The 25146-nt window shown below is 74.7% G+C and carries 19 protein-coding genes; 13 read left to right on the forward strand and 6 right to left on the reverse strand.

From position 1 onward, the window contains the following. The first annotated feature begins 81 nt into the window (after nt 1-81). Together DEJ51_RS33260 and DEJ51_RS33265 are read left to right on the forward strand one after the other, a co-directional pair. Entirely contained in the window at nt 82-1452 is a 1371-nt protein-coding gene (locus tag DEJ51_RS33260) for a M64 family metallopeptidase (RefSeq protein ID WP_150261325.1), read from the forward strand. Between the two features lie 130 nt (nt 1453-1582). Next, nucleotides 1583-2641, forward strand: a complete 1059-nt coding sequence (locus DEJ51_RS33265; RefSeq protein ID WP_150261326.1) for a vWA domain-containing protein — start codon at nt 1583-1585, stop codon at nt 2639-2641. A 118-nt stretch (nt 2642-2759) separates the two neighbouring features. Here the strand turns inward: DEJ51_RS33265 and DEJ51_RS33270 are convergent, their stop codons facing one another. Then, nucleotides 2760-2948 (reverse strand): DUF6381 family protein, encoded by a 189-nt coding sequence (locus DEJ51_RS33270; RefSeq protein WP_150261327.1) that lies wholly within the window; start codon nt 2946-2948, stop codon nt 2760-2762. 138 nt (nt 2949-3086) lie between these two features. Beyond that, a complete protein-coding gene (locus DEJ51_RS33275; RefSeq protein WP_150261328.1) occupies nt 3087-3833 on the reverse strand; it encodes a VOC family protein in 747 nt (248 codons plus the stop codon). A 244-nt stretch (nt 3834-4077) separates the two neighbouring features. On the opposite strand from DEJ51_RS33275, the gene DEJ51_RS33280 reads away from it, so the two are divergent. From DEJ51_RS33280 to DEJ51_RS33295, 4 genes are all read left to right on the forward strand, one after another. After that, nucleotides 4078-5055 carry an isopenicillin N synthase family dioxygenase gene (locus tag DEJ51_RS33280; RefSeq protein ID WP_150261329.1) on the forward strand — a complete coding sequence of 326 codons (978 nt, stop codon included), beginning with the start codon at nt 4078-4080 and terminating at the stop codon, nt 5053-5055. A 90-nt stretch (nt 5056-5145) separates the two neighbouring features. Next, entirely contained in the window at nt 5146-6324 is a 1179-nt protein-coding gene (locus DEJ51_RS33285; protein WP_223836090.1) for an alpha/beta hydrolase family protein, read from the forward strand. 111 nt (nt 6325-6435) lie between these two features. Then, nucleotides 6436-6969: a GNAT family N-acetyltransferase gene (locus tag DEJ51_RS33290; protein WP_150261330.1), complete on the forward strand. Its 534-nt coding sequence runs from the start codon at nt 6436-6438 to the stop codon at nt 6967-6969. A gap of 194 nt (nt 6970-7163) precedes the next feature. Continuing rightward, on the forward strand, nt 7164-7889 hold the full coding sequence (locus DEJ51_RS33295) for a hypothetical protein (protein WP_150261331.1): 726 nt from the start codon (nt 7164-7166) through the stop codon (nt 7887-7889). Nucleotides 7890-7941: 52 nt separating this feature from the next. Here DEJ51_RS33295 and DEJ51_RS33300 read toward each other — a convergent pair whose 3' ends face one another. Continuing rightward, nucleotides 7942-8577, reverse strand: coding sequence for an SRPBCC family protein (locus tag DEJ51_RS33300; RefSeq protein ID WP_150261332.1), 636 nt, complete (start codon nt 8575-8577; stop codon nt 7942-7944). 307 nt (nt 8578-8884) lie between these two features. On the opposite strand from DEJ51_RS33300, the gene DEJ51_RS33305 reads away from it, so the two are divergent. Together DEJ51_RS33305 and DEJ51_RS33310 are read left to right on the forward strand one after the other, a co-directional pair. Further along, on the forward strand, nt 8885-9508 hold the full coding sequence (locus DEJ51_RS33305) for an ankyrin repeat domain-containing protein (protein ID WP_150261333.1): 624 nt from the start codon (nt 8885-8887) through the stop codon (nt 9506-9508). Beyond that, the gene (locus tag DEJ51_RS33310) at nt 9505-10665 is read left to right on the forward strand and encodes a YncE family protein (RefSeq protein WP_150261334.1); all 1161 of its coding nucleotides are present in this window, start codon (nt 9505-9507) and stop codon (nt 10663-10665) included. Before DEJ51_RS33305 ends, DEJ51_RS33310 begins: the two co-directional genes overlap by 4 nt. Before the next feature lie 9 nt (nt 10666-10674). On the opposite strand, the gene DEJ51_RS33315 is transcribed toward DEJ51_RS33310, so the two are convergent. Then, complete coding sequence (locus DEJ51_RS33315) at nt 10675-10956, reverse strand: hypothetical protein (protein WP_150261335.1); 282 nt, start codon at nt 10954-10956, stop codon at nt 10675-10677. Beyond that, nucleotides 10953-11699 carry an HNH endonuclease family protein gene (locus DEJ51_RS33320; protein WP_223836091.1) on the reverse strand — a complete coding sequence of 249 codons (747 nt, stop codon included), beginning with the start codon at nt 11697-11699 and terminating at the stop codon, nt 10953-10955. Before DEJ51_RS33320 ends, DEJ51_RS33315 begins: the two co-directional genes overlap by 4 nt. 201 nt (nt 11700-11900) lie before the next feature. Here DEJ51_RS33320 and DEJ51_RS33325 point away from each other — a divergent pair, with 201 nt between their 5' ends. The 5 genes from DEJ51_RS33325 to DEJ51_RS33345 all read left to right on the forward strand — a co-directional run bounded on the left by DEJ51_RS33325 (nt 11901) and on the right by DEJ51_RS33345 (nt 24633). Then, complete coding sequence (locus DEJ51_RS33325) at nt 11901-12767, forward strand: DUF4132 domain-containing protein (protein WP_150261336.1); 867 nt, start codon at nt 11901-11903, stop codon at nt 12765-12767. Further along, nucleotides 12764-17680: a DNA-binding protein gene (locus tag DEJ51_RS33330; protein WP_150261337.1), complete on the forward strand. Its 4917-nt coding sequence runs from the start codon at nt 12764-12766 to the stop codon at nt 17678-17680. The genes DEJ51_RS33325 and DEJ51_RS33330 overlap by 4 nt, the downstream gene beginning before the upstream one ends. Before the next feature lie 103 nt (nt 17681-17783). Beyond that, the gene (locus DEJ51_RS33335; RefSeq protein ID WP_150261338.1) at nt 17784-18947 is read left to right on the forward strand and encodes an ATP-binding protein; all 1164 of its coding nucleotides are present in this window, start codon (nt 17784-17786) and stop codon (nt 18945-18947) included. Next, a complete protein-coding gene (locus tag DEJ51_RS33340; RefSeq protein WP_150261339.1) occupies nt 18944-22684 on the forward strand; it encodes a vWA domain-containing protein in 3741 nt (1246 codons plus the stop codon). Before DEJ51_RS33335 ends, DEJ51_RS33340 begins: the two co-directional genes overlap by 4 nt. Next, nucleotides 22681-24633 carry an SWIM zinc finger family protein gene (locus DEJ51_RS33345; RefSeq protein ID WP_150261340.1) on the forward strand — a complete coding sequence of 651 codons (1953 nt, stop codon included), beginning with the start codon at nt 22681-22683 and terminating at the stop codon, nt 24631-24633. Before DEJ51_RS33340 ends, DEJ51_RS33345 begins: the two co-directional genes overlap by 4 nt. Here DEJ51_RS33345 and DEJ51_RS33350 read toward each other — a convergent pair. Beyond that, nucleotides 24620-25075, reverse strand: a complete 456-nt coding sequence (locus DEJ51_RS33350) for a MarR family winged helix-turn-helix transcriptional regulator (RefSeq protein WP_150261341.1) — start codon at nt 25073-25075, stop codon at nt 24620-24622. The two genes, DEJ51_RS33345 and DEJ51_RS33350, sit on opposite strands and share 14 nt — an antisense overlap. Between the last annotated feature and the right edge of the window lie 71 nt (nt 25076-25146).

Raw genomic sequence — 25146 nt, forward strand, 5'->3', positions numbered from 1 at the left:
CACCCGTACGCCACCTAGTTTAAGCAACCGATTCAACGCGCTTAACACACCACTTAACTTCCGTTCCCGGGGGAGTACTTCATGGATCCAGTCAGAGGTTCGGGCCGGCGTCCCGGCGGGCGCTCGGCGTGGCGCGCGGCCGTCGCGACGATCTGTGCGACCGCCGCGCTGGTGGCCGCCGGACCTGCCGGCGCGGTCGGCGCCGCGGCGGCCGGGCCGCGCGTCGAGGTCGAGATACCCGGGCCGGAGCACGGCGGTGACGCCGGATCGGGCCACGCCCGCGTACCGGCCGCGGGCAGCCCAGCCAAGGCCTCGGGCCGGCTGTCCCCGGCCGAGCGGTCGGCCGACGGCCAGGTCACCAAGATGATCGACAACGGCTCCACCGCCGACCGCCTCGACGTCGTCGTCATCGGTGACGGGTACACCGCCTCCGAACTGGCCCGGTTCCACACCGACGCCGAGCAGAAATGGGCCGAGGTGGCCGCCGTCGAGCCCTACACGACGTACCGGAACCTCTTCAACGTATGGACGGTCGACGCCGTCTCGCACGACTCCGGCGTCTCCGGCGACCCCGACCCGGCCACCGTCCGCGACACCGCCCTCGGCTCGTACTTCTGGTGCGAGGGCATCGAGCGGCTGCTCTGCGTCGACCAGCCCAAGGTGGACGCGTACGTCGCGAAGGCCCCGGCCGCCGACCTCGTCATCGTCCTGGCCAACAGCGCCAAGTACGGCGGAGCGGGCTACAACGAGCCCAGCGCCACGCTGGGGTACGAGGGGATATCCACGGCCTCGGCCGGCCATCCGAAGTCCGGTCAGGTCGCCATCCACGAGACCGGTCACTCCCTCGGCAAGCTCGCCGACGAGTACTTCTACCCGGGTGTCCCGGAGTACGAGAAGTACACCGGCCCCGAGCCGGGCGAGTCCAACAGCTCGGCCCTGCCGGCCGACCGGATGGCCGCGCAGCGGGCCAAGTGGTACCGCTGGCTCGGCGAGGAGTCACCCGACGGCGGCACGGTCGGCGCGTACGAGGGCGGCAACTACTTCGTGACCGGGCTGTACCGGCCCACCGACAACTCCCTCATGCGGGTCCTGGGCAAGCCCTTCAACTTGCCCGGCGTCGAGTCGATGATCGCCGGGTTCTACCAGCACGCGCGGATCGCCACCCCGCTCACCCCGACCGACCGCACCCTGCGGCTGCGCCACACGGCGAAGGTGTCCGTACCGAAGCTGGGCGGCACGGACGGCCGCCAGCCCGTGGTCCGCTGGTACCTCGACGGCCGGGAACTGAGGCGCTTCGAGGGCCGCACCGAGGTGTCCGTGGCGGAACTGTGGCTCTTCGACTTCCGCACGCACCGCCTGACGGTCACCGCCGAGGACCGCACCCCGTCGGTGCGCGACCCGAAGGTGAAGCGCACCCTGCGCTCCTCGGTCGACTGGAACGTCCGGCTCTGATCCGTCTCCCGCGAGCGCGACCGCGACCACGACCGCGACTGAGGCCGCGTCAGCGGGCACGGCCGCGTTGTCAGTGGCTCCTCCTAGGGTGGACACATCACTCGGGGAGCCGCTGAGAAGGAGCACAAGCATGTCCGCCAACAGGATCCAGCACAAGGTGAACCACGTCGCGCTGGTAGTGGACTGTTCGGGTTCCATGCGTCAGCACCAGGGGCAACTGGTGCGTGTCGTGGACGAGTTCGTGGCGGGTCTCAAGGCCGAGTCGGACAGCCTCGGTCATGAGACCCGGATAAGCCTCTACTCCTTCGACCACAAGGTGGAGAACCTCGTCTGGGACATGGACGTGAAGCATCTGCCGTCCATGCGGGGGCTGTACAAGGTGAACAACGGCGCGACCGCCCTCATCGAGGCATCGCTCAAGTCACTGGACGACCTGGGCCACATCTGGGAGGAGTACGGCGAGCACAGCTTCCTCCAGATCGTCGTGACGGACGGCGAGGAGAACGCCTCCGGCGGCGACCGGCGGCACGACGGCGACATGACCATCCTGGGCCCCTGGCTCGACAGGATCGCGGCGAAGATGGGTGCGCTTGCGGGGCACTGGACGTCCGCGATCCTCGTTCCGAACTCGCTGGCGAAGCGGACCGCCCAGAACTACGGTTTCCCGGCCGGGAACATCGCCATATGGGACGCCGATTCCCAGGAGGGCGTCGAGGAGGCGATCGGCACCGTCCGTGCCGCCGCCACCAGCTTCCTCCGAGGCCGGGAGAAGGGCGTGCGGGGCACGAAGAACCTGTTCGCGGTCGGCCAGGACATCTCGGTCGACGAGGTGCGGGCGGCCCTCGAACCGGTCCCGGCGGACAAGTACCGGCTCCTGAAGGTCGACGAGGAGATGGACATCCGGTCCTTCGTCGACTCGCATCCGGGCGTGACCTACGAGCGCGGTTCCTGCTACTACCAGCTGGGCGCCCGTGTCCAGGTGCAGCCCGACAAGGAGGTCATCGTGGTCGAGAAGGACACGGACCGCGCCTACACGGGCGACGCGGCACGCAGTCTCCTGTTCGGCACGGGAATCCAGGGGACCGTCTCCGTGAAGGCGGGGCGCAACCCGGAGCTGGAGGTGTACGTGCAGAGCCGTTCGGTGAACCGGAAGCTCAAGCCCAGGACCCGTCTGCTGATCATGCTCTGAACCGGGCCGCGGCCCCGGCGGCGGACACGACCGGTACCGGTGCACGCGCACCGGCCGGTGGCCGCGGCGACGGGATCGCGGCGGACACCGGCCGGCGAAGCGTGGGGGGACGTCTGCGCTACATGGGGTCCATGCCCCGGTCGTCCATACGGCTCTCTTGCTCGCTCTGCTCCTGGAGGCGGCGGGCCTTCTCCTTCAGCCGGCGGCGCTCCTCCGGGTCGGTGGACCGCTCGGCCGCGTCGTTCAGCTCCTTGGCCTTCGTGCGCATCTGCTGGGACCGGCCGCGGGACTCACCTGAAACGCTCATGATCGCTCCTTGGATCTGTGGGGGAGAGCGGGCGGATTCAGCGAACCAGCACTGCCGTGCGCGCGCATCTCGAAGCGTCACCGAGTGTGAGTCGCCGAGTCGCCGAGTCGCCCCCGGGCCCACGGCGGACGGGGGTGGTCAGTCCGTGTCCGACCCGAGGGCGGTGGTGAGGGTGAACAGCGCCCCGTCCGGGTCGCGGAGCGCCACCCACCGCTCCGTGGCGTTCGAGGTGACGTCCGAGACGGGCCGCCCGCCCAGCGATACGGCGGCCTCCACCGCCGGCCGGAGCTTCGGTACCCGGAAGTGGACGTGCCAGCGCGGCCGGGTGTGCGGGGAGTAGGAGGCGATCTCCACCGGGCCGCTGTTCAGCCGGGCCACGGGTTCGCCGTCCTGCCGCAGCACGACCTGGTCCTCCTCGTACGAGACCTCGCAGCAGCCGGCCCGGCCGGTGGCCCACTCCAGCACCGCACCGTAGAACATCGCCGCGTCCAGCGCGTTCCTCGTGCGCAGTTCCAGCCAGGCGGGTGACGGTCCCCGGCCCACGCGCCAGTCCGCCTCCACGTTGCCCTCCCAGATGCCGAAGACGGCGCCGTCCGGGTCGGCGACGAGCGCGGCGCGGCCACCGGACTCGAAGGAGACCGGGCCGACCGCGATCGTGCCCGTCCGCTCCCGGATCCGGTCCACGGCCACATCGGCGTCGTCGACGGCGAAGTACGGGGTCCAGGCCGCCGCGACTCCCAGGTCCGCGGCCAGGGCGCCGACGCCCGCCACCGGGACCCGGCCCTGGAAGGCCACCGAGAACGCCTCGCCGAGGCGGGTCGGCCGGAACCGCCAGCCCACCACCGCGCCGTAGAAGTGCTGGGCCGTGCCGAGGTCGCGCGTCATCAGGCTCACCCAGCACGGTGCCCCGAAGACTTCCCTCGTCGAAATCTCCACCACTCGCTCCGTCCCTGACGAGCCGCTCGCCCTCCGTCCCATTCTGGTCCTTCCACGGACGATCCTCGCGAACGACGAGAGTGAATGCACACAGAAGGTGGCCGATAGTCACACTCCGTGGCGATCGTCTCCGGCGGCGCGCGGCGATAGCCTCGGTCCCGGACGCCCCAGCTCTCCGGAAGGCAGGTCTCCCATGGCCGGATCCCAGATTCCCGTGATCGATCTCGAGCCGTGGCGGTCCGGCCGGCCCGGGGCGCGCGACCGTACGGCCGCCCGCGTCGACCAGGCCCTGTGTGCGGCCGGCTTCCTGCTGGTGACCGGGCACGGCGTGGACCCCGCGCTGCCCGCGCGGATCCGGGAGGCGGCGGGGGAGTTCTTCCGGCTGCCCGCGAGCGCGAAGGCGCCGTACGCCGTCACGGTCGGCGGCCGGGGCTGGCTCGGCCCCGGGGCGGAGGCCAACAGCTACGCCGAGGGCGCGGCCTCGCCGCCCGACCTCAAGGAATCGTGGTCCTTCGCGGCCGAGGACCCCACCGGCGTACCGTCGGTGGACGCCGAATGGTTCACGCCCAACGCCTGGCCGGCCGAAGTGCCGCAGCTGCGGCCGCTGGTGACGGAGTACCTGCGCCTGATGCGGGCGCTCTCCGACGAGCTGCTGGAACTCCTGGCCGTGGCGCTGGGCCTGGGCGAGGACCACTTCACCCGCCACACCTCACATCCCACCTGGGGGTTCAACCTCAACTGGTACCCGGGCACGGAGGTCGTGGGGCCGCCGCTGCCGGGCCAGTTCCGCATCGGTGCGCACACCGACTTCGGTACGGTCACGATCCTCGACCGGCAGCTGGGAGCGGGCGGGCTCCAGATCCACACCGACGCCGACGGCTGGCAGGACGCGCCCTTCGACCCCGCGGCGCTCACCGTCAACATCGGGGACCTGATGGCCCGCTGGACGGGCGACCGCTGGCGGGCGGGCCGCCACCGCGTCCTGCCACCGCCCGCCGACGCCCCCGCCGAGGAGCTGATCTCCCTCGTCTACTTCTACGAATGCGATGCGCACACCAGGGTGGAGTCCCTGCCCGCCCCCGTCGGCCGGGTGGTGCACGACCCCGTCGACTCCCACACGTACCTGCGGAGCAAGCTCGACGCCATCGGCATGGCTACGACTCAGGAGTGACCCCGGACCACCGCCTCCCACCAGGGACCGAGGACTGATCCACCGCGCAGGCTGATGATCCGCCAGAGTCCCTCACCTAGCGTGCAGTTCATGAAGAACCGCAGAACCGCCGCCGCCCTGGCCATGACCGCGATCCTCCTGCCCCTCCCGCTCGCCACCGCCGCGACGTCGGTCGCCGCGGACACCTCCGTCACCTCCGGGCCGGTGGGGACCGACAGCCGCCGGTCCACGGTGGAACTCCCGCGCCCCACCGGCCGTTTCGCGGTCGGCCGCGAGGACCTGCACCTGGTGGACCGCAGCCGCACCGACCCCTGGTCCGGATCCGGGCCGCGCGAACTGATGGTCACCATGCGCTACCCGGCGCGGCACGACACCGGCCGGACCGACCGCTACCTCACCTCCGAGGAGGCCCGCCTGCTGCTGGCCGACCGCGGGCTCGACCAGGTGATCCCGGTCGAGACCCTGACCGGCACCCGGACCCACGGCCGGACGGGCGCCCGCCCGGCCGCCGGACGGTACCCGCTGATCGTCCTCTCCCCGGGCTTCACCGTCCACCGGTCCACCCTCACCGCGCTCGCCGAGGACCTGGTCTCCCGCGGCTACGTCGTCGCCTCCGTGGACCACGCGTACGAGAGCGCGGGGACCGCGTTCCCCGGCGGCCGCGTCCTCACGTGCCTGGCCTGCGACAAGGTCCAGGACGAGGCGGGCTACCGGACCGTCGGCGAGACCCGGGCCCGTGACGTCTCCTTCCTCCTGGACCGCCTCACCGGACGCAACCCCGTGTGGCGCCACGCCGGACTCGTCGACACGGACCGCATCGCGATGGCCGGCCACTCCATCGGCGGCTCCTCGACCGCGGCCGCCATGGCCGGCGACCGCAGGATCCGTGCCGGAGTCAACATGGACGGCGGATTCTCCACCCCGGTCCCCGCGGCCGGACTCGACGGGCGCCCCTTCATGCTGCTCGGCGCACAGCAGCAGCGCCCCGGGGGCAACGCGAGCTGGGGCCGCGACTGGCCGCTGCTCGACGGATGGAAGCGCTGGATCACCTTCACCGACTCCGGACACTTCACCTTCACCGACTTCCCGGCGATCGCCCAGCAGCTGGGTCTGCCCGACGAGGAGGCTCCACTGCCCGGCACCCGTTCCGTCGAACTGACCCGGCGCTACGTCGCCGCGTTCTTCGACCTGCACCTGAAGGGCCGTCCCCAGCCCGGGCTCGACGGCCCGTCCTCCGACGCGCCGGAGGTCCGCTTCCACACACCCTGACCCGCCCGGCGCGGGGCCCGGCGGGCGGTCCGCCACCCGGCGGCGGACCGCCCGAACACCGCCGCGACGGCCGATTACCGCTGGTCGGCGGAGATTCGGCAGGATGAGGGCATGACCGAGATCCTGACCCCCCGACTCCTCCTCCGCCGCTGGACCGACGACGACCTCGTCCCCCTGTCGGAGATCAACGCCGACCCGGAGGTGATGCGCTGGATCGGCGAGGGCGAGACGCTCGACCTGGACGAGACGGCCGGGGAGATCGAGCGCTGGGAGGAGGAGTGGGACGAGGAGGGCTTCGGGCTCTTCGCCGTCGAGCTCCTCGGCTCCGGCGAGCTCATCGGTGCCGTCGGGCTCTCGGTCCTGGAGAACCTGCCGGACGCCCGGGCGGACGTACAGATCAGCTGGCGGCTCGGCCGTCAGTACTGGGGTCAGGGCTACGCCTCCGAGGCCGCCCACGCCACCCTGGAGTTCGCGCTCCAGGACCGCGGCCTGGACCGGGTCGTCGCGGTCAACCGGCTGGGCAACGGCGATTCCGAGAACGTGATCCGCAAACTGGGCATGGTGCAGGAGCGCGACACCACCGACCCCCGGTACGGGACGGCCGTGCGGGTCCACGGCATCGACCTCACCGAGTACGAGGCCTGAGCCGACCGGTTCCGTCCCACCACCGCGCCGCGACGGACGGGTCGGCGAGGTGGTTCCACACCGGTGGGGTGACACCACGGCGGTGGGCTCAGGAGCCGACGGTTTCGGAATCTGCAATTCCGGGGACGGTGTCCCAGCATCGCCGTGATCGTTCCGCGCCCCGACGGCGCCCGACGCGACATCCGAGGGAGACCATGGGTTGGAAAGGTGCACGTCGGAAGGCCGAATCGGCCGCCCTGGCCACGGTGGTGGCCCTCGTCCTGGCGGCCGGGACCCCGGTCGGCGCCCAGCCTCGGACCGGGACCGTGCCGCCGTTCGGGGTCGTGACCGCAGCGCAGGAAGCCTCGCCGACCCCGGCCCCCCTTCCGCCCCGCCTCCCCCGCGACTTCCGCGGGAAGGGCAAGTGGATCGTCCGGGACCTGGACATCACCGTTCCGTTCACCTGGGAGGGGCGGGGCGGTGACAGCCAGATGACCGCGGGGGGTCCGCAGTACCCGATCTGGTTCACCAACCTGATCTACCACGACACCCTCTACACGCTGACGTACAAGTGGCCCGGTCTGGACGAGCACCCCTGTTCGCGCATCCCCGGCTTCAACCTGGAGGCGCTGAACAAGGGGTTCGAGGACGCCCGGTTCGTCGGCCGGGAGACCCTGCGGCGCACCCCGGATCGGCATGTGAACCACTGGAGGGTGGGCGTGGTCTTCCCGGATCTGCCTCCCGGGAACCATCCGCGCCTGCCGCTCGCGCTGGGTGACATCTACGTCGACGAGAACAACCGGGGCACCTTCTGGCAGGTGCTGCAGTTCGGGGTGCAGAACCTCTACGACCCCGAGCTGGACGAGTGGCTGGTCATGGACACCTTCGAGCACCGGCCCGGAACCGTGACGCTTCCCCGGCGGTGTGAGCCGCCCCGGTGACCCGTTCCTCCTGGAGCGCACGGGCGACGGCGCCGGATCCGGCGCCCGCTGATCAGTGCGGCCGGTCGTGGGTGCGGGCCTCGGCGGTGGCCTTCAGGTCGCTCAGCCATCCTTCGAGTCCCTGGCGGAGGATGGCGGTGGCGGTGGGCACGTCGGCGTCGACCTGAGGGCCGGTGTGGGTCTCCTCGGTGCTCACGCGGACGCCGCCGCCGGGGGTCCTGGTGAAGTTCCACACGTGGATGCCGTCGATGTGCAGGCCCTCGCCCGTTGCGGGACCCGTCCAGCGCACACACGTGTGGTGCCCGAGCTGTTCGACGGTCGAGGTGATCTCCAGGCTGGTGGCCGGAGTCGGGTTCGGGGGTACGGGGGTGGTCCACCGGAAGGCCGAACCCCGGCGGAGCGGGCCGTGGTCGAGGCGTTGCGCCGCCGTCACGGGGGTTTGCCACGACGGCCAGCTCTCGACGTCCGTCTGCAGGTTCCAGACCGTCCGCAGCGGTGCGTCGATGACGGTCTCGGCCCGGTGCCGGACGCGGGCGTCCGGGTCGACGCCGGCCCCGCGGCAGGTGAGGGAGGTGCGGGGGTGCGGGACGCCCGCCCCGGCGGGGGTGGCGGTGGCGGCCAGGAGGCCGACGACGAGCGGCAGGGTGGCCAGGGTGGTGCGGATGCCGGTGCGGTGGAGGCCGGACATGGAGTTCCCCTTTGGCGTTCCGTGGGCGGACATGGCCGAGCAGCAGAGGTTCAATCGATGGTGAGAGGCTATAACCGTATGGAGTGAGGGGCAATAGTGTGCGTGACACCCTCTCACTGCGGATGGTGGCGGCCCTCGCCGAACCGGGCGCGGCCGCATCGGCCGATCGGACGACCCACGGGTCGGCCGGACCGCTCTCGGGCTCCGTCCACCGGTCGGACGGCGGGCGCGCGCGGCGCGGCGAGCATGGACCGGGGGAGCGGGAGGCCGTGCCCGGCCCTCCCCGCCCGGAGCCGAGAGGGACACCATGAACGCGCACGACCGACTCCTCCTCGACGGGGCCCGCCACGGCGACGCGGCCGCGGTGGGCGCGGCGCTCACCGCGGGCGCCGCCGTGGAGGCCCGCGACGGGGAACTGCGCACGCCGCTCCTGCTCGCCGCGCTCGGCGACCACGTGGCCGTGGCCGGACTGCTGGTCGCCGCGGGAGCCGACCCGAACGCCCCGGACTCCCGGGAGGACAGCCCCTGGCTGGTCGCCGGCGTCACCGGCAGCGTGCGGATGATGCGCCTGCTGCTGCCGGCCGCACCCGACCTGAAGCAGCGCAACCGCTTCGGGGGGACCTCCCTCATCCCGGCCGCCGAGCGCGGGCACACCGCGTACGTGCGCGCCGTGGTCGAGGAGACGGACATCGACGTCGACCACGTCAACCGGCTCGGCTGGACCGCCCTGCTGGAGGCGGTGATCCTCGGCGACGGCGGCCCGCGCCACGAGGAGGTCGTCGCGATCCTGCTCGCGGCGGGGGCCGATCCGCTGCTGGCCGACCACGAGGGGGTGACCCCGTACGAGCACGCCGTCCGCCGGGGCTTCGACGGCATGGCGCGGACACTGGAGGCGGCGGCCGCTGCGGCGGAAGCCGGGCCCCGCCGATGAACCGCGGTACGCGGGGCGCCCGTGCCCGTGCACGTGCCCGTGCCCGTGCCCGTGCCCGTACCCGCCGGGCCCTCGGGGCGGCGGCCGTGGCACTGCTGCTCGGCGCGTGCGCCGGGAACGCGCCGCCCGCCCCGCCCACCCCGGCGCCCTCCGCCGCCTCCCCGCTCCCCACCACCGCCCCCACCCCGCAGGGGCTGCTGCTGACCGCCGACTTCGGGGCCGACACCGTGACCTTCGTGGATCCGGCGCGTGGCGCGGTCGCCTCCGTCACCGTGGGCAGGGCCCCCTACGGTCTGGCCGTGGGAGCGGACGGCCGGGCGTGGGTCGCCACCGCCGACGGCGTGGCCGTCGTCGACACGCGAACCCGCGTCCGTGCGGCCCTGATCCCGTACCGCACCGGGACCGGCCCGGTCACCGGCGGCGAGTACCGGGGCGGCGGGATGGGCATCGCGCTGTCGCCCGACGGCGCGCACGCCTACGTCGGGGTCAACGTGCCCGGGACCACCGGGGTCCTCGAAGTCATCGACACGGCCCGGCGCGAGGTCACCGCCGTGGTGCCGGTGGGCCGCCGCCCCTTCGACGTGGACGTGTCGAAGGACGGCGCCGAGGTCTACGTCACCGGCCACGACTCCTTCGACGTCACCGTCGTGGCGGCCGGCTCCCTGAAGCCCCGCCGGATCGAGGTCGCCCCCTACGGCACCGAGGGCGGGCTCGCCTCCTGGCTGAAGCCGCACCACACCGTCGTACGGCCCTCTGACGGTCACCTGCTGCTCCCCTTCGAGGGCGAGCGGCTCGCCGTGGTCGACCCGCGGACCGGCCGGACCCGGATCGAACCGATGACCGCCGACACCCACCAGCACGGAGCCACCCTCACCGCCGACGGCCGGCTCCTGGTGGTCGGCACGGGCGCGGTGCGGCCGGGGCACGGCAGGGGTCCCTCGCTGACGGTCCGTTCCCCGCAGGGCGCCGAGCGCGTGTACCCGCTCCAGGGCCCGCACGAGGAGGTGGCCGTCTCCCGCGACGGCCGGACCGCCTACGTCACGGGCGGCTACACCCGGGACGGCTACTGGAACGGCATCACCGTCGTCGACCTCGGCGGCGGAACCACCCGCCGACTCGCGGCGGGCGCCCGGCCCCTGGGCATCGCCGTGCTCTGAGCCCGCGCCTCAGCCGGGTGCGCCGTCCGGCGCCTCGGCCCCGCCGCCCTCCCGGATCGCCGCGAGGGCGGCGGCGTGCAGGGCGGCCGGTGCGCCGTGATGGGCCCGGGGACTGCCGGTGAGCACGTACCACTCGTCGGCGTCCTCGTACTGGACGTCGAACCGGACCAGGCCCCCGGCCACCTCCGTGGTGCGCAGCGTCAGCGGGCCGGTGATCACGCCGACCTCGTCGGTCATCGCACCGCCCGGCCCGGCGAGCACCCCGTCCTGCCACCTCCGCGGCGGCGTCATGAGGCGCAGGTGTCCAGCATCGTGGTGAGCATCTTCTTCTCCGGTTCGGTGACGGTCAGTCCGTACGCGGACTTCACGGTGGTCCAGGCCCGCCCGTACTGGCACCAGCTCGCCCGGTCCGGCGGCTGCCACAGGTCGGGGCTCTGGTCACCCTTGGAACGGTTCGAGGCCGCGGTCACGGCCAGCAGCTGGGGATGCGTCAGATCGTTGGCGAAGGCCTTGCGCCGCGCGGAGTCCCAGCCGGCCGCGCCCGAGCGCCAGCCCTCGGCGAGCGGCACCATGTGGTCGATGTCCATCTTCCCCGCCTCGGTGACGGCCACCCCGTCGTACAGGCTCTTCCAGTTGCCCGAGACGGCCTTGCACTCGGCGTCCTGGGTGACGTCGGTGCCGTCGCGCTTGAGGACCACCTCACGGGTGTCGCACTTGTTCCCCTGCTGCGCCCAGTGCGTGAACTTGTCCCGGCTGTAACCCGACATCGTTCCGGCCGGCGCCACCTTGAGCGCGGCCAACTGGGTGCGTGCCACGGCGGCGCTGACCATACCGGGCAGTACGTCCCCACCGGCCGGTCGGGCGTCGTCGCCCGGTGAGTTCGGGGCCTTCGGCGCAGCGGTGGACGACGGGCCCGCGGACGCGGACGCCTTCCGGTCCCCGCCGCCCGGCGAGCCCGGACCGGAGCACCCGGTGGCGGCGGCCAGCAGCAGCCCCGCCAGCACCGCGCCCGACACACGTATATGACGTCCCATAACCCCACCCCGAGCCGCTACCGCTCCGCACGCTGTCCCGCAGACACTACCCAGAACCGGACAATCAACCTACCGAGGCCCCTCCGGCGGGCGTTGTCAGTGGCTCTCGCTAGTCTCCCCGCATACCGCAGCTCAGGGGGGTCGGCTCCCCCCTGTCCAGGCTGCGCGGAACCGGACAGGACAGGCGGAGGGGCACGGCTGATGGCATGGCTGGCGGCGGGCGAGGGGTACGAGATCGCCCTGGTGGAGGGAAGGGTGGCGGCGAGGTCCGTCACCGGGCGGACGGCGGGACGGCAGTTGAAGACACTGCCCAAGGCCCTGAAGGACCATCCCGAGGTGGACCGGCTGCGCAGGCTGGCCGAATGGCTCGACCGGCACGAGGCGGCCTGCGCCGCACAGGTCGACGGCTGGATGGTCTCCTCCCTGCCCGTGCCGACCGAACTGCTCGCCCGGGTCTGGCCGGACGAGGCCTGGCAGAGCGCCCTGCGCGACGTGGCCGTCGTCGGCGACGACCCGGACGAGGTGGGCTTCCTGCGGGACGCCACCGCCTCCGGTGAGCTGAAGGTGGTCAACCTCGACGGCGAGACCGTCCGGCTCTCCCCCCGCACGGTGACCCTGCCGCACCCGGTCCTGCTGCCCGACCTGGACGACGTACGGGAGTTCGCGGCCGAGCTCGGCATCGTGCAGCGGATCGAGCAGATCCACCGCGCCACCTGGACCAAGCCCGACGAGGTCTCCGCCACCGCCACCGAGGTCCGCGACTACGCGGGCGGGGTCTTCCCCACCCGCTTCAGCCTCGCCGCCCGCGCGACCGCCCTCGGCTACCGGGTCTCCGGCGGCTACGCCACCTGCAAGGTCCGGGACTCCGGAGCCGCGACCGAGGCCGTGGTGTGGATCGGCGAACCCTATTACGACGACGAGACCACCACGGGCGCACTGAGCTGGCACGACGATGACGGCCGGGCGGTACCCCTGACGAAGGTCGGACCGGTGGCCTGGTCCGAAGGAATGCGAATGGCCGCGGCACTGTACGCCGGGCGCAAGATCGAGGAGGGCGGGGACGCATGAGCAAGAACCTGAGAGACGCCGCGGCGACCGAGACCGAACTGCTGCTGCAGGCCGGCGCCGTCCTCCCGAACGGCACCACCGGCGCCGGAGCCGACGCCGTCGACCTGACCGCCCGCACCTACCGCCACCCGGGCCTCGACGAGGACCGCGTCGTCGTCCGGCTCGCCGCCGCCGAACTCGGCGCGGCCGAGGACCTCGCCGCAGGCTTCCTCGGACTGCTGCGCGACGAGGGCGAGCCGCCCGTCGTCGGCCTGAGGCGCCGCCAGGCGCTCGGCTTCCCCGAATGGGTCCTCGTCCACCACCCCGAGGACGGCCACCACGCCCTCGCCGTCGTCCCCGAACTCGACCGGATCGCCCGCCAGGCCAAGACCAAGCCCAAGGCCGCGCTCGACGCGTGCACCGAGCTGGCCGACCGCCTCGCCGCCTCCGTGCCGCACTTCCTGCCCCTCTTCCACGAGCAGGCCGCGCGCATCTTCCTCGCCGTCGAGAACACCACCTACGCCGCACAGCTGTTCGGCCGCGCCCGCACCGCCGAGGCCCAGCACGGCCTGGCCGTCGACGAGGACCGCCTCGACTCCGTCTTCCTCGAATTCGCGCTGGCCGGCGCCCTGCCGGTGAAGGTGCTCTCCGGCTACGGCAAGGCCCTCGCCGTCCGCGTCAGCCCCGCCGAGGCCTACGAGCGCTTCCGCCGCCTGTGCGTACGGCGCACCGCGGGCGGACTGCCGCCCTCCGCGCAGGCCGCCGCCGAACTGCGCCGCCTCGCCCGCAGCGCGGGCCTGACCGGCACCGAACCCGAGCAGGACTACCTCGCCGAACTGCTGCCCCTGCCCGCCACCCTGCGCGCCGCGCTCGGCTGGTGGAAGGCCCACCGGGGCGCCCTCGTCGCGCTCGCCCGCCGCGTCCCCGCCGTACGGGGCACGCTCCTCGGACTGACCCCGCCCGGCGGCGACGTCGACCTGGTCGACCTGTGGCTGGATGTCCTGGAGGAGTCCGGTGCCACCGCCGGACTCGCCGACGGCACCCTGCCCGACGGAGAACGCTGCGCCGACGGCACCGCCGGCTGGCTGGAGCGCTACACCACCGCCCGCCGCTCCGGCTGGGGACGACGCCCCAGCAACCCGCTCCTCCTCGACGTCGTCGAGCGCTGCGCCCCGCAGCTGCGCGCCGAACTCGACCGTCCCGGACGGGAGGCCGGCCTGCAGATCGGCGTCCAGGACGCCGACCTCCTCGACCTGCTGCTCACCCTCGACGTCCCGGTCGTCACACCCGAGGAACACGAGACGCGGCACCGCCACGACACGCTGAACCTGTCGGACTGGGCCGACCGCGAGGAGCGCCGCGACCTGTCCGCGGTCGCCGCCGACGCACGCTTCCGGCCCGCCTTCCGCCGGGCGCTGAACAGCCTGGGCAGCGGCGGCGCCGACATCGTCCGCCACGTCGCCGCCTCGCCCGGCGCGCGCCCGCTGCTGACCGACTGGATGGTCGAGGTCGCCCGCGCCTCCGTCGCCGCCGGCCTGCCCGGCGTCCCCGACGCCATCGAGCGGCTCACCTGGCTGCCCGCCGAGGCCCTGGTGCTCGCCCCCGAGGAGGTCGCCGCCGCGGCCGCCACCGACCTCGGCGAAACCCTCGCCCGCACCCTGCGCGGCGGCCTCTTCGAGGAACTGGCCTGGCCCGCCTGGGAGAGCGCCGTCGCCGAACTGTCCCCCGGAAAGGACCGCAACGGACTCACTGTCGTCGAGGCCTGGCCCTACCTGATCGTCGCCAACGCCACCCAGGTCCGCGTCATCGACGCCGACTCCACCGTCCTGACGCACGATCTGCGCGTGCCCGCGGGCACCCACCACCGCATCGCCTTCCACTACGTCGACGGCGAACTGCTCGTCTTCTGGTCCGACTGGAGCGCCCACCGCGTCGACGCCTACTGGCACTCCTCGCCCGGCACCGTCTTCACCCTCGACACCAAGCGCAGCTACTGGTCCCTGCGCAGCGACCACCTCTCCGTGCAGCTGCCCGGCGGCGGGCGCACCACCGGCGGCGGAGTCGTGCACCGCGGCGACACCCGGCTCCCCGACGAGCGGCCGGTCCTCTCCGACGGCACCTCGTACTGGGTGTGGCAGCGGGGCGACGACGAGCAGAACAGCGGCTGGCTCGAATACGACCCGGTCGGCGCCGCCCACGGACGCTTCTCCGTGCCCGCGTTCTTCGCCGACGCCCTGAAGGAGTACGGCGGCAAGAGCGCGCGCGGACACTCCGACTGGCTGCTGCCCACGCCCACGGTGGAAGGCTCCGTGCTCGGCGCGCCCGTCGACGGCCTCCTCGGCTGGCGCACCGCACGCCTCCCCGGCAACGGCTGGGTCGGCACCGACACCGGCGGACGCACCGTCACCGTCCCCGAAGGCGCGGAGATGCCGGTCGCGGCCCTCACCTTCCCCGGCGACGACCGCCCGCGCGCCCTCTCGCACCGCTGGCGCGAGCTGTCCCTCAGCGACGCCGAAGGCGTCGTCACCGCCCAGACCCGCAACGACCGCCACGACACCCCCTTCAGCACGGGCAGCGTCGACCTCCCGCCGCTCACCCACTGGTACGCCCTGCGCCCGCGCGACCCGCAGGGGTCGGCCGCGCTGCGCACGGCCGACCGTGAGACCGTCGGCGCCCTGCTGAAGGCCGCCGCGGCCGCCGCGAAGGTCACCGACCTGCCGGACCTGGTGAGCGCGGCCCTGCCGCAGGTCACCGACCCGAAGCTGATCGGCGGCATCGTCGAGGTCCTGCGGTTCGCCCTCACCCAGCAGAAGGCCCTGGACGGGATCTCGGCCCGGCTCGACGCCGACGCCGCCGCCGAGGAGGACCGCGAACGCGGCCCCGCCGACGAGCTGCTCGGCGCCGCACTCAACGGCCTGCTCGACCACGCCCATTACCGCTACAACGGCGACACCGACGGCACGCACCGCACCCTGGACCTCCTCGACGCGGCCCGCACCGAGACCGGCGCGGCCGGGGTACCCGGGCTGCTCCATTTCGACACGCCCGCCCTGCCGTACTACACCCTGACCTGGACACCGCTGTTCGACCAGCCCGCGGCCGCCGCCTACCGGGCCGTCACCGCGACGACCACCGACGAACAACGACAGGCCCTCCTCACCCTGCTCGGCCAGGTGGACACCCTCGGCATGGCCTCCGCCCAGGGGTCGGCCGGCAGCTGGCGCCAGGTCGAGGTCCACCTCGACCGGGCCCACCTCGCCGGACCCGACGGCGTCGACCGCAACCTCTACCACCGCAGCCTGCTCCCGCTCGGCGGCGGAGCCGTCCTCGCCGTCACCGAGTACGGCACCTCCGTGCCCGACGGCCACGAGTTCGTCGCCCTCCTGCACGACCCCACCGGGAGCTTCACCGTCCCCGGCCCGTACACCGTGCGCCGCGCGGCGCCCCTCGGCGACCCCGACCGGGACGCCGGCTGGCTCACCGCCTTCCTCGGCGCCGCCGCCGAGCACGGACCGGTGCCCTTCCGCCCGGAGGCCGCCGAGGAGTTCTCCCGGCTCACCGGGGTCTCCGGCGCCCTCGCCCGCCTGGTCGTCGCCGGGCTCCCGCACATCGACAGCTACGACCGCAATTTCCTGCCCGCGGAGGTGCGCACCGCCCTCGGCGTCAAGGCCACCGACGCCGCCTACGCCCGCGACGAACTCAAGGCCCTCGGCGCGGAACTGCGCCGCGCCCTGGTCGCCGCCCTGCTGCCCGCCGATCCGGCGGACCTGTGGAGCGAAGGCCCCGACGTGGCGGCCGCCGCCGAGCTGTGGAACCGGCGCGTGGGCCGGCGCACCCCCGTACCCGACTGGCTGGCCACCGAGGCGGCGCGCGCCGTCCGCGGCGGATGGCCCGCACACCGCGTCCTGGCCGCGCTCCTCGACCCGGCCGCCTCGCGCGAGCTCTCCGTCGACGTGCCGTGGACCGTCAAGGGCGACCACGTGGAGCCCGCCGTGGCCGTCACCGACCCCTTCACGGCGCAGGTCCTCACCGGAACCCTGGCCATGAGCGCATGGCTGGCCCACCGGCTGCCCGCCGGGGACCCGGTGCGGGCGGTCCTGCCGCCCGCGCTGAGCGCCGTACGGCAGCGGCTCGCCTCGCCCGAACTGCTCCTGGAGATCGCCCACTACACCAGCCTGCCGAACTTCCGGAAGGTCGCCGGCACCCCCACCGAGACCGGCGAGGGCTACGAGCGCTACGGCGCGGTCGTCATGGCCACCCACGACGACCAGCCCAAGCCCGCGGTGCGCACGGCGCTGCTGGACTCCACCGGATCCGACCCGTACCTGCCCGCGCTGCGCGGCGACGACCAGCAGCCCTCCGTGGCCGAGACCGCCCTGCGGACCGCCCACGACCCGCGCTTCGCCGCACTCCTCGCCGACCCGGGCGCGCCCGCGGCCGGCGAGAGGGACGCGGCCGGCACGTGGTGGCCGCAGGACCCGAGCCGTTCCGTTCCCGGCCTGGTGGAGGAGGTCGGCACCGAGCACGGACTGGGAGCCGACGCGGCCACCCTCTACCTGGCACTGCTCGCCATGCCCGACCCCACCGACCGCAACACCGCCCGGTGGACCGGCTGGAAGCCGGCCCGGCTCAAGGCCGCCCGCGCCGAACTGGCCGCCACCGACCTGGTGGTGTCGGCCGAGCGCAGCCGCGCCGGGCGCTCGCTGTTCCTGCCCGGCGGGTGGGCCGACATGGCCGCCCCGGCCCTGCCGGTGGAGCAGTGGAAGCTGCCGATGTACGGCCTCACCCCCGGCGGCCGCCCCTTCCTGGGCGTACTGGCACCGTCCGAACCGGCCGCCGAGCTCTACCGCCGGGCCTGGCAGCGGGTCCGCGAGGGCGACGTCCCGCGTTTCGAGGAGCTCAAGGTGAAGCGCACCCGCGCCCGCCGCCGCTGACCGGCCGTCCCGGGCCGCCCGGGACACCCCTACGGCGCGGCGTACCTGCCCGCAGGTGCGCCGCGCCCCGCACCGACTCCCACCACACACGCCAGAGGACCCGATGACCGTCACCGTCACCGAAGAATCCGCCCCCGCCGCCCGGCAGGTGCTGCCCGCCGAGGAGCGGTACGCCGCCGAGCTCTCCTTCCTCGCCGCGCAGGACCCCGGCCCCCGCCCGCCCGGCTGGTCTCTGACCCCGCGCGCCGTCGTCACCTTCGTCTGCGGCAGCGACGGAACCGAACTGGCCCTGCCGAAGCGCCGCGCCGGCCTCCCGGCCAAGCTCGCCATCGCCCCCAAGTTCGTCGGCGAACGCGCCCTGGTGGAGCGCTGCGTCGTCACCCTCGCCGGGGAGCGCGGCCTCCTCCTCACGGGCGAGCCCGGTACCGCCAAGTCGATGCTGTCCGAGCTGCTGGCCGCCGCCGTCAGCGGCACCAGCGCACTCACCGTCCAGGGCACCGCGGGCACGACCGAGGACGCCTTCCGCTACGGCTGGAACTACGCGCTCCTGCTCGCGCAGGGCCCCACCCCCGACGCACTGGTCGACTCCCCGGTGCTCTCGGCCATGCGCACCGGGCGCGTGGTCCGGGTGGAGGAGATCACCCGCTGCCTGCCCGAGGTCCAGGACGCGCTCGTGTCGATCCTGTCGGACCGGCGGGTCAGCGTGCCCGAACTGACCGCCACCGAGGACGCGGTGGTCTCCGCGGCCCCCGGCTTCACCGTCATCGCCACCGCCAACCTGCGCGACCGCGGTGTCTCCGAGATGTCCGCCGCCCTCAAGCGGCGCTTCAACTTCGAGACCGTCGGCCCGATCGCCGACGCCGATGCCGAGGCCACCCTGATCCGCCGCCAGGCGGTGGCCGCGGTCCAGCGGGCGGGCGCCGCCTTCGGGGTCGACGACGCCGTGCTCGACGCGCTCGTCACCGTCTTCCGTGACCTGCGCTCCGGCCGCTCCGCCGAGGGCTGGGACGTGGAGCGCCCCGGCACGGTCATGTCCACCGCCGAAGCCGTCCAGGTGGCGGCCTCGCTGGGGGTGGCCGCCGCCTACCTGCCGGGCGGGGACGTGCTGGACCTGCTGCCCGGGCACCTGCTGGGCGTCGTGCGCAAGGACGACCCCGCCGACCACGGCCGGCTCCTCGGCTACTGGGACGGGCCGGTCCGGCGCCGCGCCGAGGACGGTTCGCCCATGTGGCGCCGCCTCTGGGACCTGCGCGGGAGCCTGCGTTGACGCACACCGACCCGCGCGCCGCGGTCGACGCCCTCGCCGCGGCCCGTGAGCCGTACCTCATCGGGGTGCGCCACCACAGCCCCGCGCTGGCCGCGGTGGTTCCGGCCCTGCTGGACGCCTCGGGCGCCGATGTGGTCTGCGTCGAGCTCCCGGCGGAGTTCCAGCCCTGGCTGGACCACCTCGCCGACCCGGAGACCGTCGCCCCGGTCGCCCTCGCGGGCACGGGGGAGGACGGCCGCCTGGCGTTCTACCCGTTCGCGGACTTCTCCCCGGAACTGGCCGCGATCCGCTGGGCCCGGGCGGCCGGCGCGGCCGTCGTCTGCTGCGACCTCCCGCTGTCGGACCGCGGCTGGACCGCCCGCAACGATCTGCCGCCGCCCCGGGAGGCCGCCCCGGACCGGGGCACGGACCCGGCCGGTGAACCGGCCGCCGGGCCGACGTCCGGCGGAACCGGGTCGTTCGCGGACGCCCTCACCGCCGCCGGTACGGGCCGCAAGGGCGACGACCTGTGGGACCGTGCCGTCGAGGTCCTCGCACCGGGTTGCTCCCCGGAAGCCGTACGGCGTGCGGCGCTCGGCGTCGGCTGGGCGCTGCGCGCGGACACGGATGCCGTTGCGGCGTCGGACCTGGCCCGCGAGGCGCACATGCGGAGCGTGATCGCGGGTGCGGCTGCCGGAGGCCATCGCGTGGCCGCGGTGATCGGGGCGTTCCACGCCCCGGTCCTCCCGGCCCGGCCCGCCCACGCCGCGGGCGACACGACCGGCTCCGACCTCGGCTCCGAGCACACTTCCGGCGTCGACGCCGCACCCGGGCCCGGCTTCGCCCGGGGTTCGGGCAGAGCCGGCGGCGCCCACGTCGAGGCAGTCCCGGTCCGCGGGCCGGAGCCGGTCGTTCCGCCGGTCGTTCCCGGCCCCCGGTCCGGCGGAGCGGCTGGTTCCGGGGCGGCCTCCGCGGACGCGGCTCCGGCTCCGGCCGTCACGTCCTTCGTGCCGTACTCCTTCGACCTGCTCGACTCCCGCTCCGGGTATCCCGCCGGGATCCGGGACCCCCGCTGGCAGCAGGCCGTCCTCGAAGCCGGCGGTGACCCCGACCGGGTCCGCGAGGCCGCCTCCGTCGCCGTCACCGGGCTCTGCCGCGAGCTGCGCCGCGCCGGGCACACCGCCGGCACCGGCGAGGCCGCCGAGACCCTGCGGCTCGCCTGCGACCTCGCCACCCTGCGCGCGCTGCCCGCGCCCGGCCGCGGCGAGCTACTCGAAGCCGTCACCACCGTCCTCGGCCAGGGCGAACCGCTCGGCCGCGGCCGGGCGCTGGCCCGTGCCCTCGAAGCCGTGCTCGTCGGCACCGCGCGCGGCCGGATCACCCCGCACGCCCCGCGCTCCGGCCTCGGCCCCTCGGTCGAGGCCGAACTCGCCGCGCTGCGGCTGCCGTCCCCGCAGGACCCGGCGCCCCGCGAGATCCGCCTCGATCCGCTCCGCTCCGCCCTCGACGGCCGCCGCGAGGTCCTGCTGCAGCGGCTCCTGGTGTGCGGCGCCTCCTACGGGGAGCCCCTCACCGTCGCCGCCACCGGCGACGGCACCGCCCTCGGCACCAAGTGGCGGCTGTCCTGGACACCTTCCGTCCCGGCCCGGCTGGATCTCGCCGGGGTGCGCGGAGTCACCGCCGCCCAGGCGGCCGCGGGCACGCTGCGGGACACCGCCCGCCGCGCCGCCGCCGACGGCGGGCCGACCCCGGCGCAGATCCTCGCCGGGCTGGCCGCGGCCGCCCGGTGCGATCTGCCCGAGCTGGTCGACGTACGCCTCCACGAGGCGGCCACCGCCCTGCCGCAGACCGCCACCCTGCCCGAACTCCTCGACGCCCTCGACCTCCTGGAGGCCCTGCACCGCGGTCACCTGCCCGGTACCTCCGACGCGTCCCGGGCCGCCTCAGCCGACCTCGCCGGGGACCTCCTCGAAGCGGCCGTGCGCTGCCTGCCCGGCCTCGCCGGGAGCGAGGACCCCGCCGACGCGGCTGCCCTGGTGGCCCTCGCCGACCGGGCCGCCGCCCATCACCTGGGCCTGCGCACGGACGACGCCCTCGCCGGCCTGGCCGCCACCGCGTCGCCGATGATGCAGGGTGCGGCCCTGGCCGTACGGGTCCTGCTCGACCTCGACGCGGCCGCCGAGCTCGGCGACCGCGCCGCCGGATGGATCGACAGCGCGGGCACCGCGGACAGCCGGCGTGCCCTGACCCGGCGACTCGGCGGCCTCCTCACGGCCGCCGGGCCCCTGCTGCAGTCCTCCCCGGCCGCCCTCACTCCGCTCCTCGACCGTGTCGAGCACCTCGCCGACCAGGACTTCCTCGACCGGCTCCCGGCTCTGCGCGGCGGCTTCGACGCCCTGTCGCCCGCCGCCCGGGACCGGCTGCTCGACACCGTCGCCGAGCGGCTCGGCGACCGGATCGACCTCGCGCTCGACGCGTCACCCGCCCTGCTCGCCCTCTGGGCGGCGGCCGACGCGGCCGGACTCGCCGCCCTCAAGGCCCTCCCGCTGCCCGGGACCCAGGAGCCGGCACCGGTTGCGGCCACCGGGGCGGCGGAGTCCCCGCGCGCACAGGCCCCCCGGGCCGACGGCCAGAGGCTCGCCCCCGCCGACCGCTGGCGGCTGCTGCTCGGCCGCGAGCGGGACCGGCTTCCCGCCGGCGCCCGGCGCTACGCCCACGCGCTCGACGAGCTGTACGGAGCGGGGCGCGGCGAGGGCGCCTCCGGCCTCGGCCCCGGCCAGGGCCCCGGCCAGAGCGGTGGCCAGGAGGCCTCCTTCCCCACCGCCCGGGAGTGGTCGCAGGAGCTGGAGGCGCTGTTCGGCGCCGACGTACGGGAGGAGGTGCTGGCGGGAGCGGCCGAAGCGGGCCGCACCGACGTCCTCACCCAGCTCGATCCCGCGGCCGTGCGGCCCTCGGTGGAACTGCTGAGCTCCGTACTGTCCCTCGCGGGCGGTATGCCGGAGGCCCAGCTCGCCCGGCTCCGGCCCCTGGTGCGCCGGCTCGTCGACGAACTCGCCAAGGAGCTCGCCACCCGGCTGCGCCCGGCCCTCTCCGGGCTGGCCACGCCGCGCCCCACCCGTCGGCCCGGCGGCAAGCTCGACCTGGCCCGCACCCTGCGCGCCAACCTCGCGCACACCCGGCGCCGGGCGGACGGCACCGTGGTCGTGGTCCCGGAGCGGCCCGTCTTCAGTACCCGGGCGAGCCGCGAGGCCGACTGGCGGCTGATCCTGGTCGTCGACGTCTCCGGCTCCATGGAGGCCTCGGTCATCTGGTCGGCGCTGACCGCGGCCGTGCTCGGAGGCGTACCGACCCTGTCCACGCACTTCCTCGCCTTCTCCACCCAGGTCGTTGACCTCACCGACCGCGTCGAGGATCCGCTCTCCCTGCTGCTGGAGGTCCGGGTCGGCGGCGGCACGCACATCGCCGCCGGTCTCGCGCACGCCCGGTCCCTGATCACCGTCCCGAGCCGCACCCTCGTCGTCGTGGTCAGCGACTTCGAGGAGGGCGCGCCCATCGGCGGGCTCCTCGGCGAGGTGCGCGCGCTGGCCGCCTCGGGCGCCCACCTGCTGGGCTGCGCCGCGCTCGACGACGGGGGGACGCCCCGGTACTCGGTCCCGGTCGCGCGGCAGCTCGTGGCGGCCGGCATGCCCGTGGCCGCCCTCAGTCCCCTCGCCCTCGCCCGCTGGGTGGGCGACCGCCTCCGAGGAGAGTCCCGTTGAGCACCGAACTGCCGCCCGTCGCACCCGAGGTGCTCGCCGAAGCCGTCGAGCACCTCACCGCCCGCCTGCGCAAGAAACTGGACGCCGCCATCGAGGACTGCGCGGCGGGCGCCGTCCTGGAAGCCGACGGGACGGTCACCCTCCGCTTCGGCGAGGACGCCCTCGTCACCTTGCGCCCCGGTCCGGCGGGCACGGTCACCGCGGCGGAACAGGCCACGTGCAGCTGCCTGCTGGCACCCCGGTGCCTGCACCGGGCCGCCGCCCTGGGCGCTGCCCCCCTCGCGGACACCCCGCCGGAGCCGACCGCGACGGCCGAGTCCACCGACCCTGCCGAGGCCACCACACTCCCTGACCCGGCCGCGCCCACCGGGCCGGCCGAGCCCACCGAGCCCGGCGGGCCTGCCGGGTCCTCGGAAGCCGCCGAACGCCGCGCACCCCTCAAGCCCGAGTCCACCGAGCCCGGCGTGCCGGCACCGGCCCTCACCGACGCCCAGCTGCGCGCCGCCGGAGCCCTCTGGCACGTGGCGGCCGAAGCCCTCGCCGCCGGGGTCACCGCCGGAGGAGCGGTGGTCCAGGCCGAGCTGCTGCGCGCCGCCCACACCGCCCGTCTCGCCGGGCTGCCGCGCGCCGAAGCGGCCGCCCTACGGGTCGTACGCGGCCTGCGGGCCGCCCGCGAACGCCGGGCCGGCCAGCGCCTCGGCGACCTCACCGGGGCCTTCCGCGAACTCCTCCACACCGCCGGGACGCTGGCCGGGGGCTCGGCCGACCCCGCGCTGACCGGCACCGCCCGCCGTGCCTACGCGCCCGGCGGCAGCCTCCAGGTGCACGGCCTGTGCCGGGAACCCGTGCTCTCCGCCACCGGATACGGCGGAGTGGTCACCCACCTGCTGGCTCCGGACGGCACCGCCTACTCGGTCTCCGACGTCCGACCCGGCGGCCTGGCCCGCGCCCGCGGAGCCGGTTCGGCCTCCGTGGCCCTCGGCGGCGCCACCCTCGACCATGCCGGGCTCGCCCGGGGTGGTCTGCGCATCGTCGGCGCGACCGTCTCGCCGGACGGCAGGCTCGGCGCCGGACGCGGGGTCAGGGCGACCCCGCTGCCCGGGATCGCCTGGACCGAACGGCCCGCCGCGCCGCTCTTCGCCCGGCCGGCCGCCGAGGCCGTCGCCGAGCTGCTCGCCGATCCGGACACGGCCGAGTCGGCGCTGCTCGGCTGCGACGTCACCGTGGTCGGCGCGGCCGGCGAGCACCTCCTCGTGCGCGAGACCCGCCCCGACGCACCCCTGCTCCGGCTGCTGCCCGCGCATCCGCACCCGGAGCTGGCGCATACGGAGAACCTGCGCCGCATCGCCTCGTACCCCGGGCTCGTGCTGCGCGTCCTGGGCCGTCCCGACCTGGACCGCACGGCGACGCTGCGGCCTCTGGCCGTGGGCCCGGTGCCGGGCGCGGAGCACACGCTGCGGCTGCCCGGGGAGTGGCTGGGCCGGGCGGACCTCGGCTACGACCGGCTCCAGGGCGGGCACTTCCCGCAGGGCGGCGCCGCGCCCGTAGCGCTCCCGGCGGCCGAGGAACCGGACCCGCTGGCCGACTCCCCGCTGTGGCGGGTGCGCCGTCTCCTGGAGACCGGGGTCGCCGGCGGCCGCCGCGCCGTCGCCGAGGCGGCCCGCGGCACGACGTCCCTGGTGGCCGCCTCGTACGGGCCGCTGCGCCGGGCCGGGCTCACCGGCGCGGCGGACCTGGCCGCCGCGCTCGCCGCCGAGGCCGACCGCCGTCCCCGCGACGTCTTCGGCCGGCTGGCCGACCCCTCGCCCGACGGCTACGCCTGGGCCTGGCTGGCCGCGGCCACCCACCTGGCGGCCGCGGAACGCTGCTTGATCGCCGCGTCCTGGGCTGCGGTCCCGGGCTCCGCCCCGAGCCCCGTCGCGAGTCCCGTCCCGGTCAGCGGGCGGTGACCGCCGGGGTCAGCGTGCGGGCCAGGAGGTCCAGGGCCGCCGTGACCGCGCGGACGGTGTCCGGGTCCGGGGCCGTTCCGTCGGGACCGGTCAGCGCCGCGACGAGTGCGTCGTCGATGGTGGTGGCCCGGACCTCGGCGACCCGGGCCGAGGGTTCGGCGGCGGGCCGGATCAGCCGACGGCGCCGGTCGGCGGGATCGGGCTCCGTCCCGACCGAGCCGGCCTGCTCCAACCGCGCGACGGCCGTGGAGACCTGACTCTGCGGCAGGCCCGTCCGCGCCGCGATCTCGCCGACCGTCGTTCCGGGGTGGGAGACGACGTCGCCGAGGACGACGACCACCGAGCGGACCGGTCCCGGCGGTCCCGACTTCGGCTGGGGCATCGCCTGCTCACCGATCTTCATGAGGGTGCGTCCCAGGAGGAACGCTTCGACTCCGTTCATGGACAGCAGAGTACATCTCAATAGATGTATCCATCTTGATGCATCTATTGAGATGGATTACTGTCGTGTCG

Origin of the sequence: Streptomyces venezuelae, assembly GCF_008642275.1 — a bacterium.
GTDB classification, from domain to species: domain Bacteria; phylum Actinomycetota; class Actinomycetes; order Streptomycetales; family Streptomycetaceae; genus Streptomyces; species Streptomyces venezuelae_E.

Bases quoted from the DNA above. Each gene is read 5' to 3' on its own strand.
- DEJ51_RS33285 (WP_223836090.1), top strand. From the start codon at position 5,146: ATGAAGAACCGCAGAACCGCCGCCGCCCTGGCCATGACCGCGATCCTC.
- DEJ51_RS33320 (WP_223836091.1), bottom strand. From the start codon at position 11,699: ATGGGACGTCATATACGTGTGTCGGGCGCGGTGCTGGCGGGGCTGCTG.
- DEJ51_RS33310 (WP_150261334.1), top strand. From the start codon at position 9,505: ATGAACCGCGGTACGCGGGGCGCCCGTGCCCGTGCACGTGCCCGTGCC.
- DEJ51_RS33280 (WP_150261329.1), top strand. From the start codon at position 4,078: ATGGCCGGATCCCAGATTCCCGTGATCGATCTCGAGCCGTGGCGGTCC.
- DEJ51_RS33305 (WP_150261333.1), top strand. From the start codon at position 8,885: ATGAACGCGCACGACCGACTCCTCCTCGACGGGGCCCGCCACGGCGAC.
- DEJ51_RS33265 (WP_150261326.1), top strand. From the start codon at position 1,583: ATGTCCGCCAACAGGATCCAGCACAAGGTGAACCACGTCGCGCTGGTA.
- DEJ51_RS33295 (WP_150261331.1), top strand. From the start codon at position 7,164: ATGGGTTGGAAAGGTGCACGTCGGAAGGCCGAATCGGCCGCCCTGGCC.
- DEJ51_RS33330 (WP_150261337.1), top strand. From the start codon at position 12,764: ATGAGCAAGAACCTGAGAGACGCCGCGGCGACCGAGACCGAACTGCTG.
- DEJ51_RS33290 (WP_150261330.1), top strand. From the start codon at position 6,436: ATGACCGAGATCCTGACCCCCCGACTCCTCCTCCGCCGCTGGACCGAC.
- DEJ51_RS33335 (WP_150261338.1), top strand. From the start codon at position 17,784: ATGACCGTCACCGTCACCGAAGAATCCGCCCCCGCCGCCCGGCAGGTG.
- DEJ51_RS33325 (WP_150261336.1), top strand. From the start codon at position 11,901: ATGGCATGGCTGGCGGCGGGCGAGGGGTACGAGATCGCCCTGGTGGAG.
- DEJ51_RS33270 (WP_150261327.1), bottom strand. From the start codon at position 2,948: ATGAGCGTTTCAGGTGAGTCCCGCGGCCGGTCCCAGCAGATGCGCACG.
- DEJ51_RS33350 (WP_150261341.1), bottom strand. From the start codon at position 25,075: ATGAACGGAGTCGAAGCGTTCCTCCTGGGACGCACCCTCATGAAGATC.
- DEJ51_RS33300 (WP_150261332.1), bottom strand. From the start codon at position 8,577: ATGTCCGGCCTCCACCGCACCGGCATCCGCACCACCCTGGCCACCCTG.
- DEJ51_RS33260 (WP_150261325.1), top strand. From the start codon at position 82: ATGGATCCAGTCAGAGGTTCGGGCCGGCGTCCCGGCGGGCGCTCGGCG.
- DEJ51_RS33275 (WP_150261328.1), bottom strand. From the start codon at position 3,833: ATGACGCGCGACCTCGGCACGGCCCAGCACTTCTACGGCGCGGTGGTG.
- DEJ51_RS33315 (WP_150261335.1), bottom strand. From the start codon at position 10,956: ATGACGCCGCCGCGGAGGTGGCAGGACGGGGTGCTCGCCGGGCCGGGC.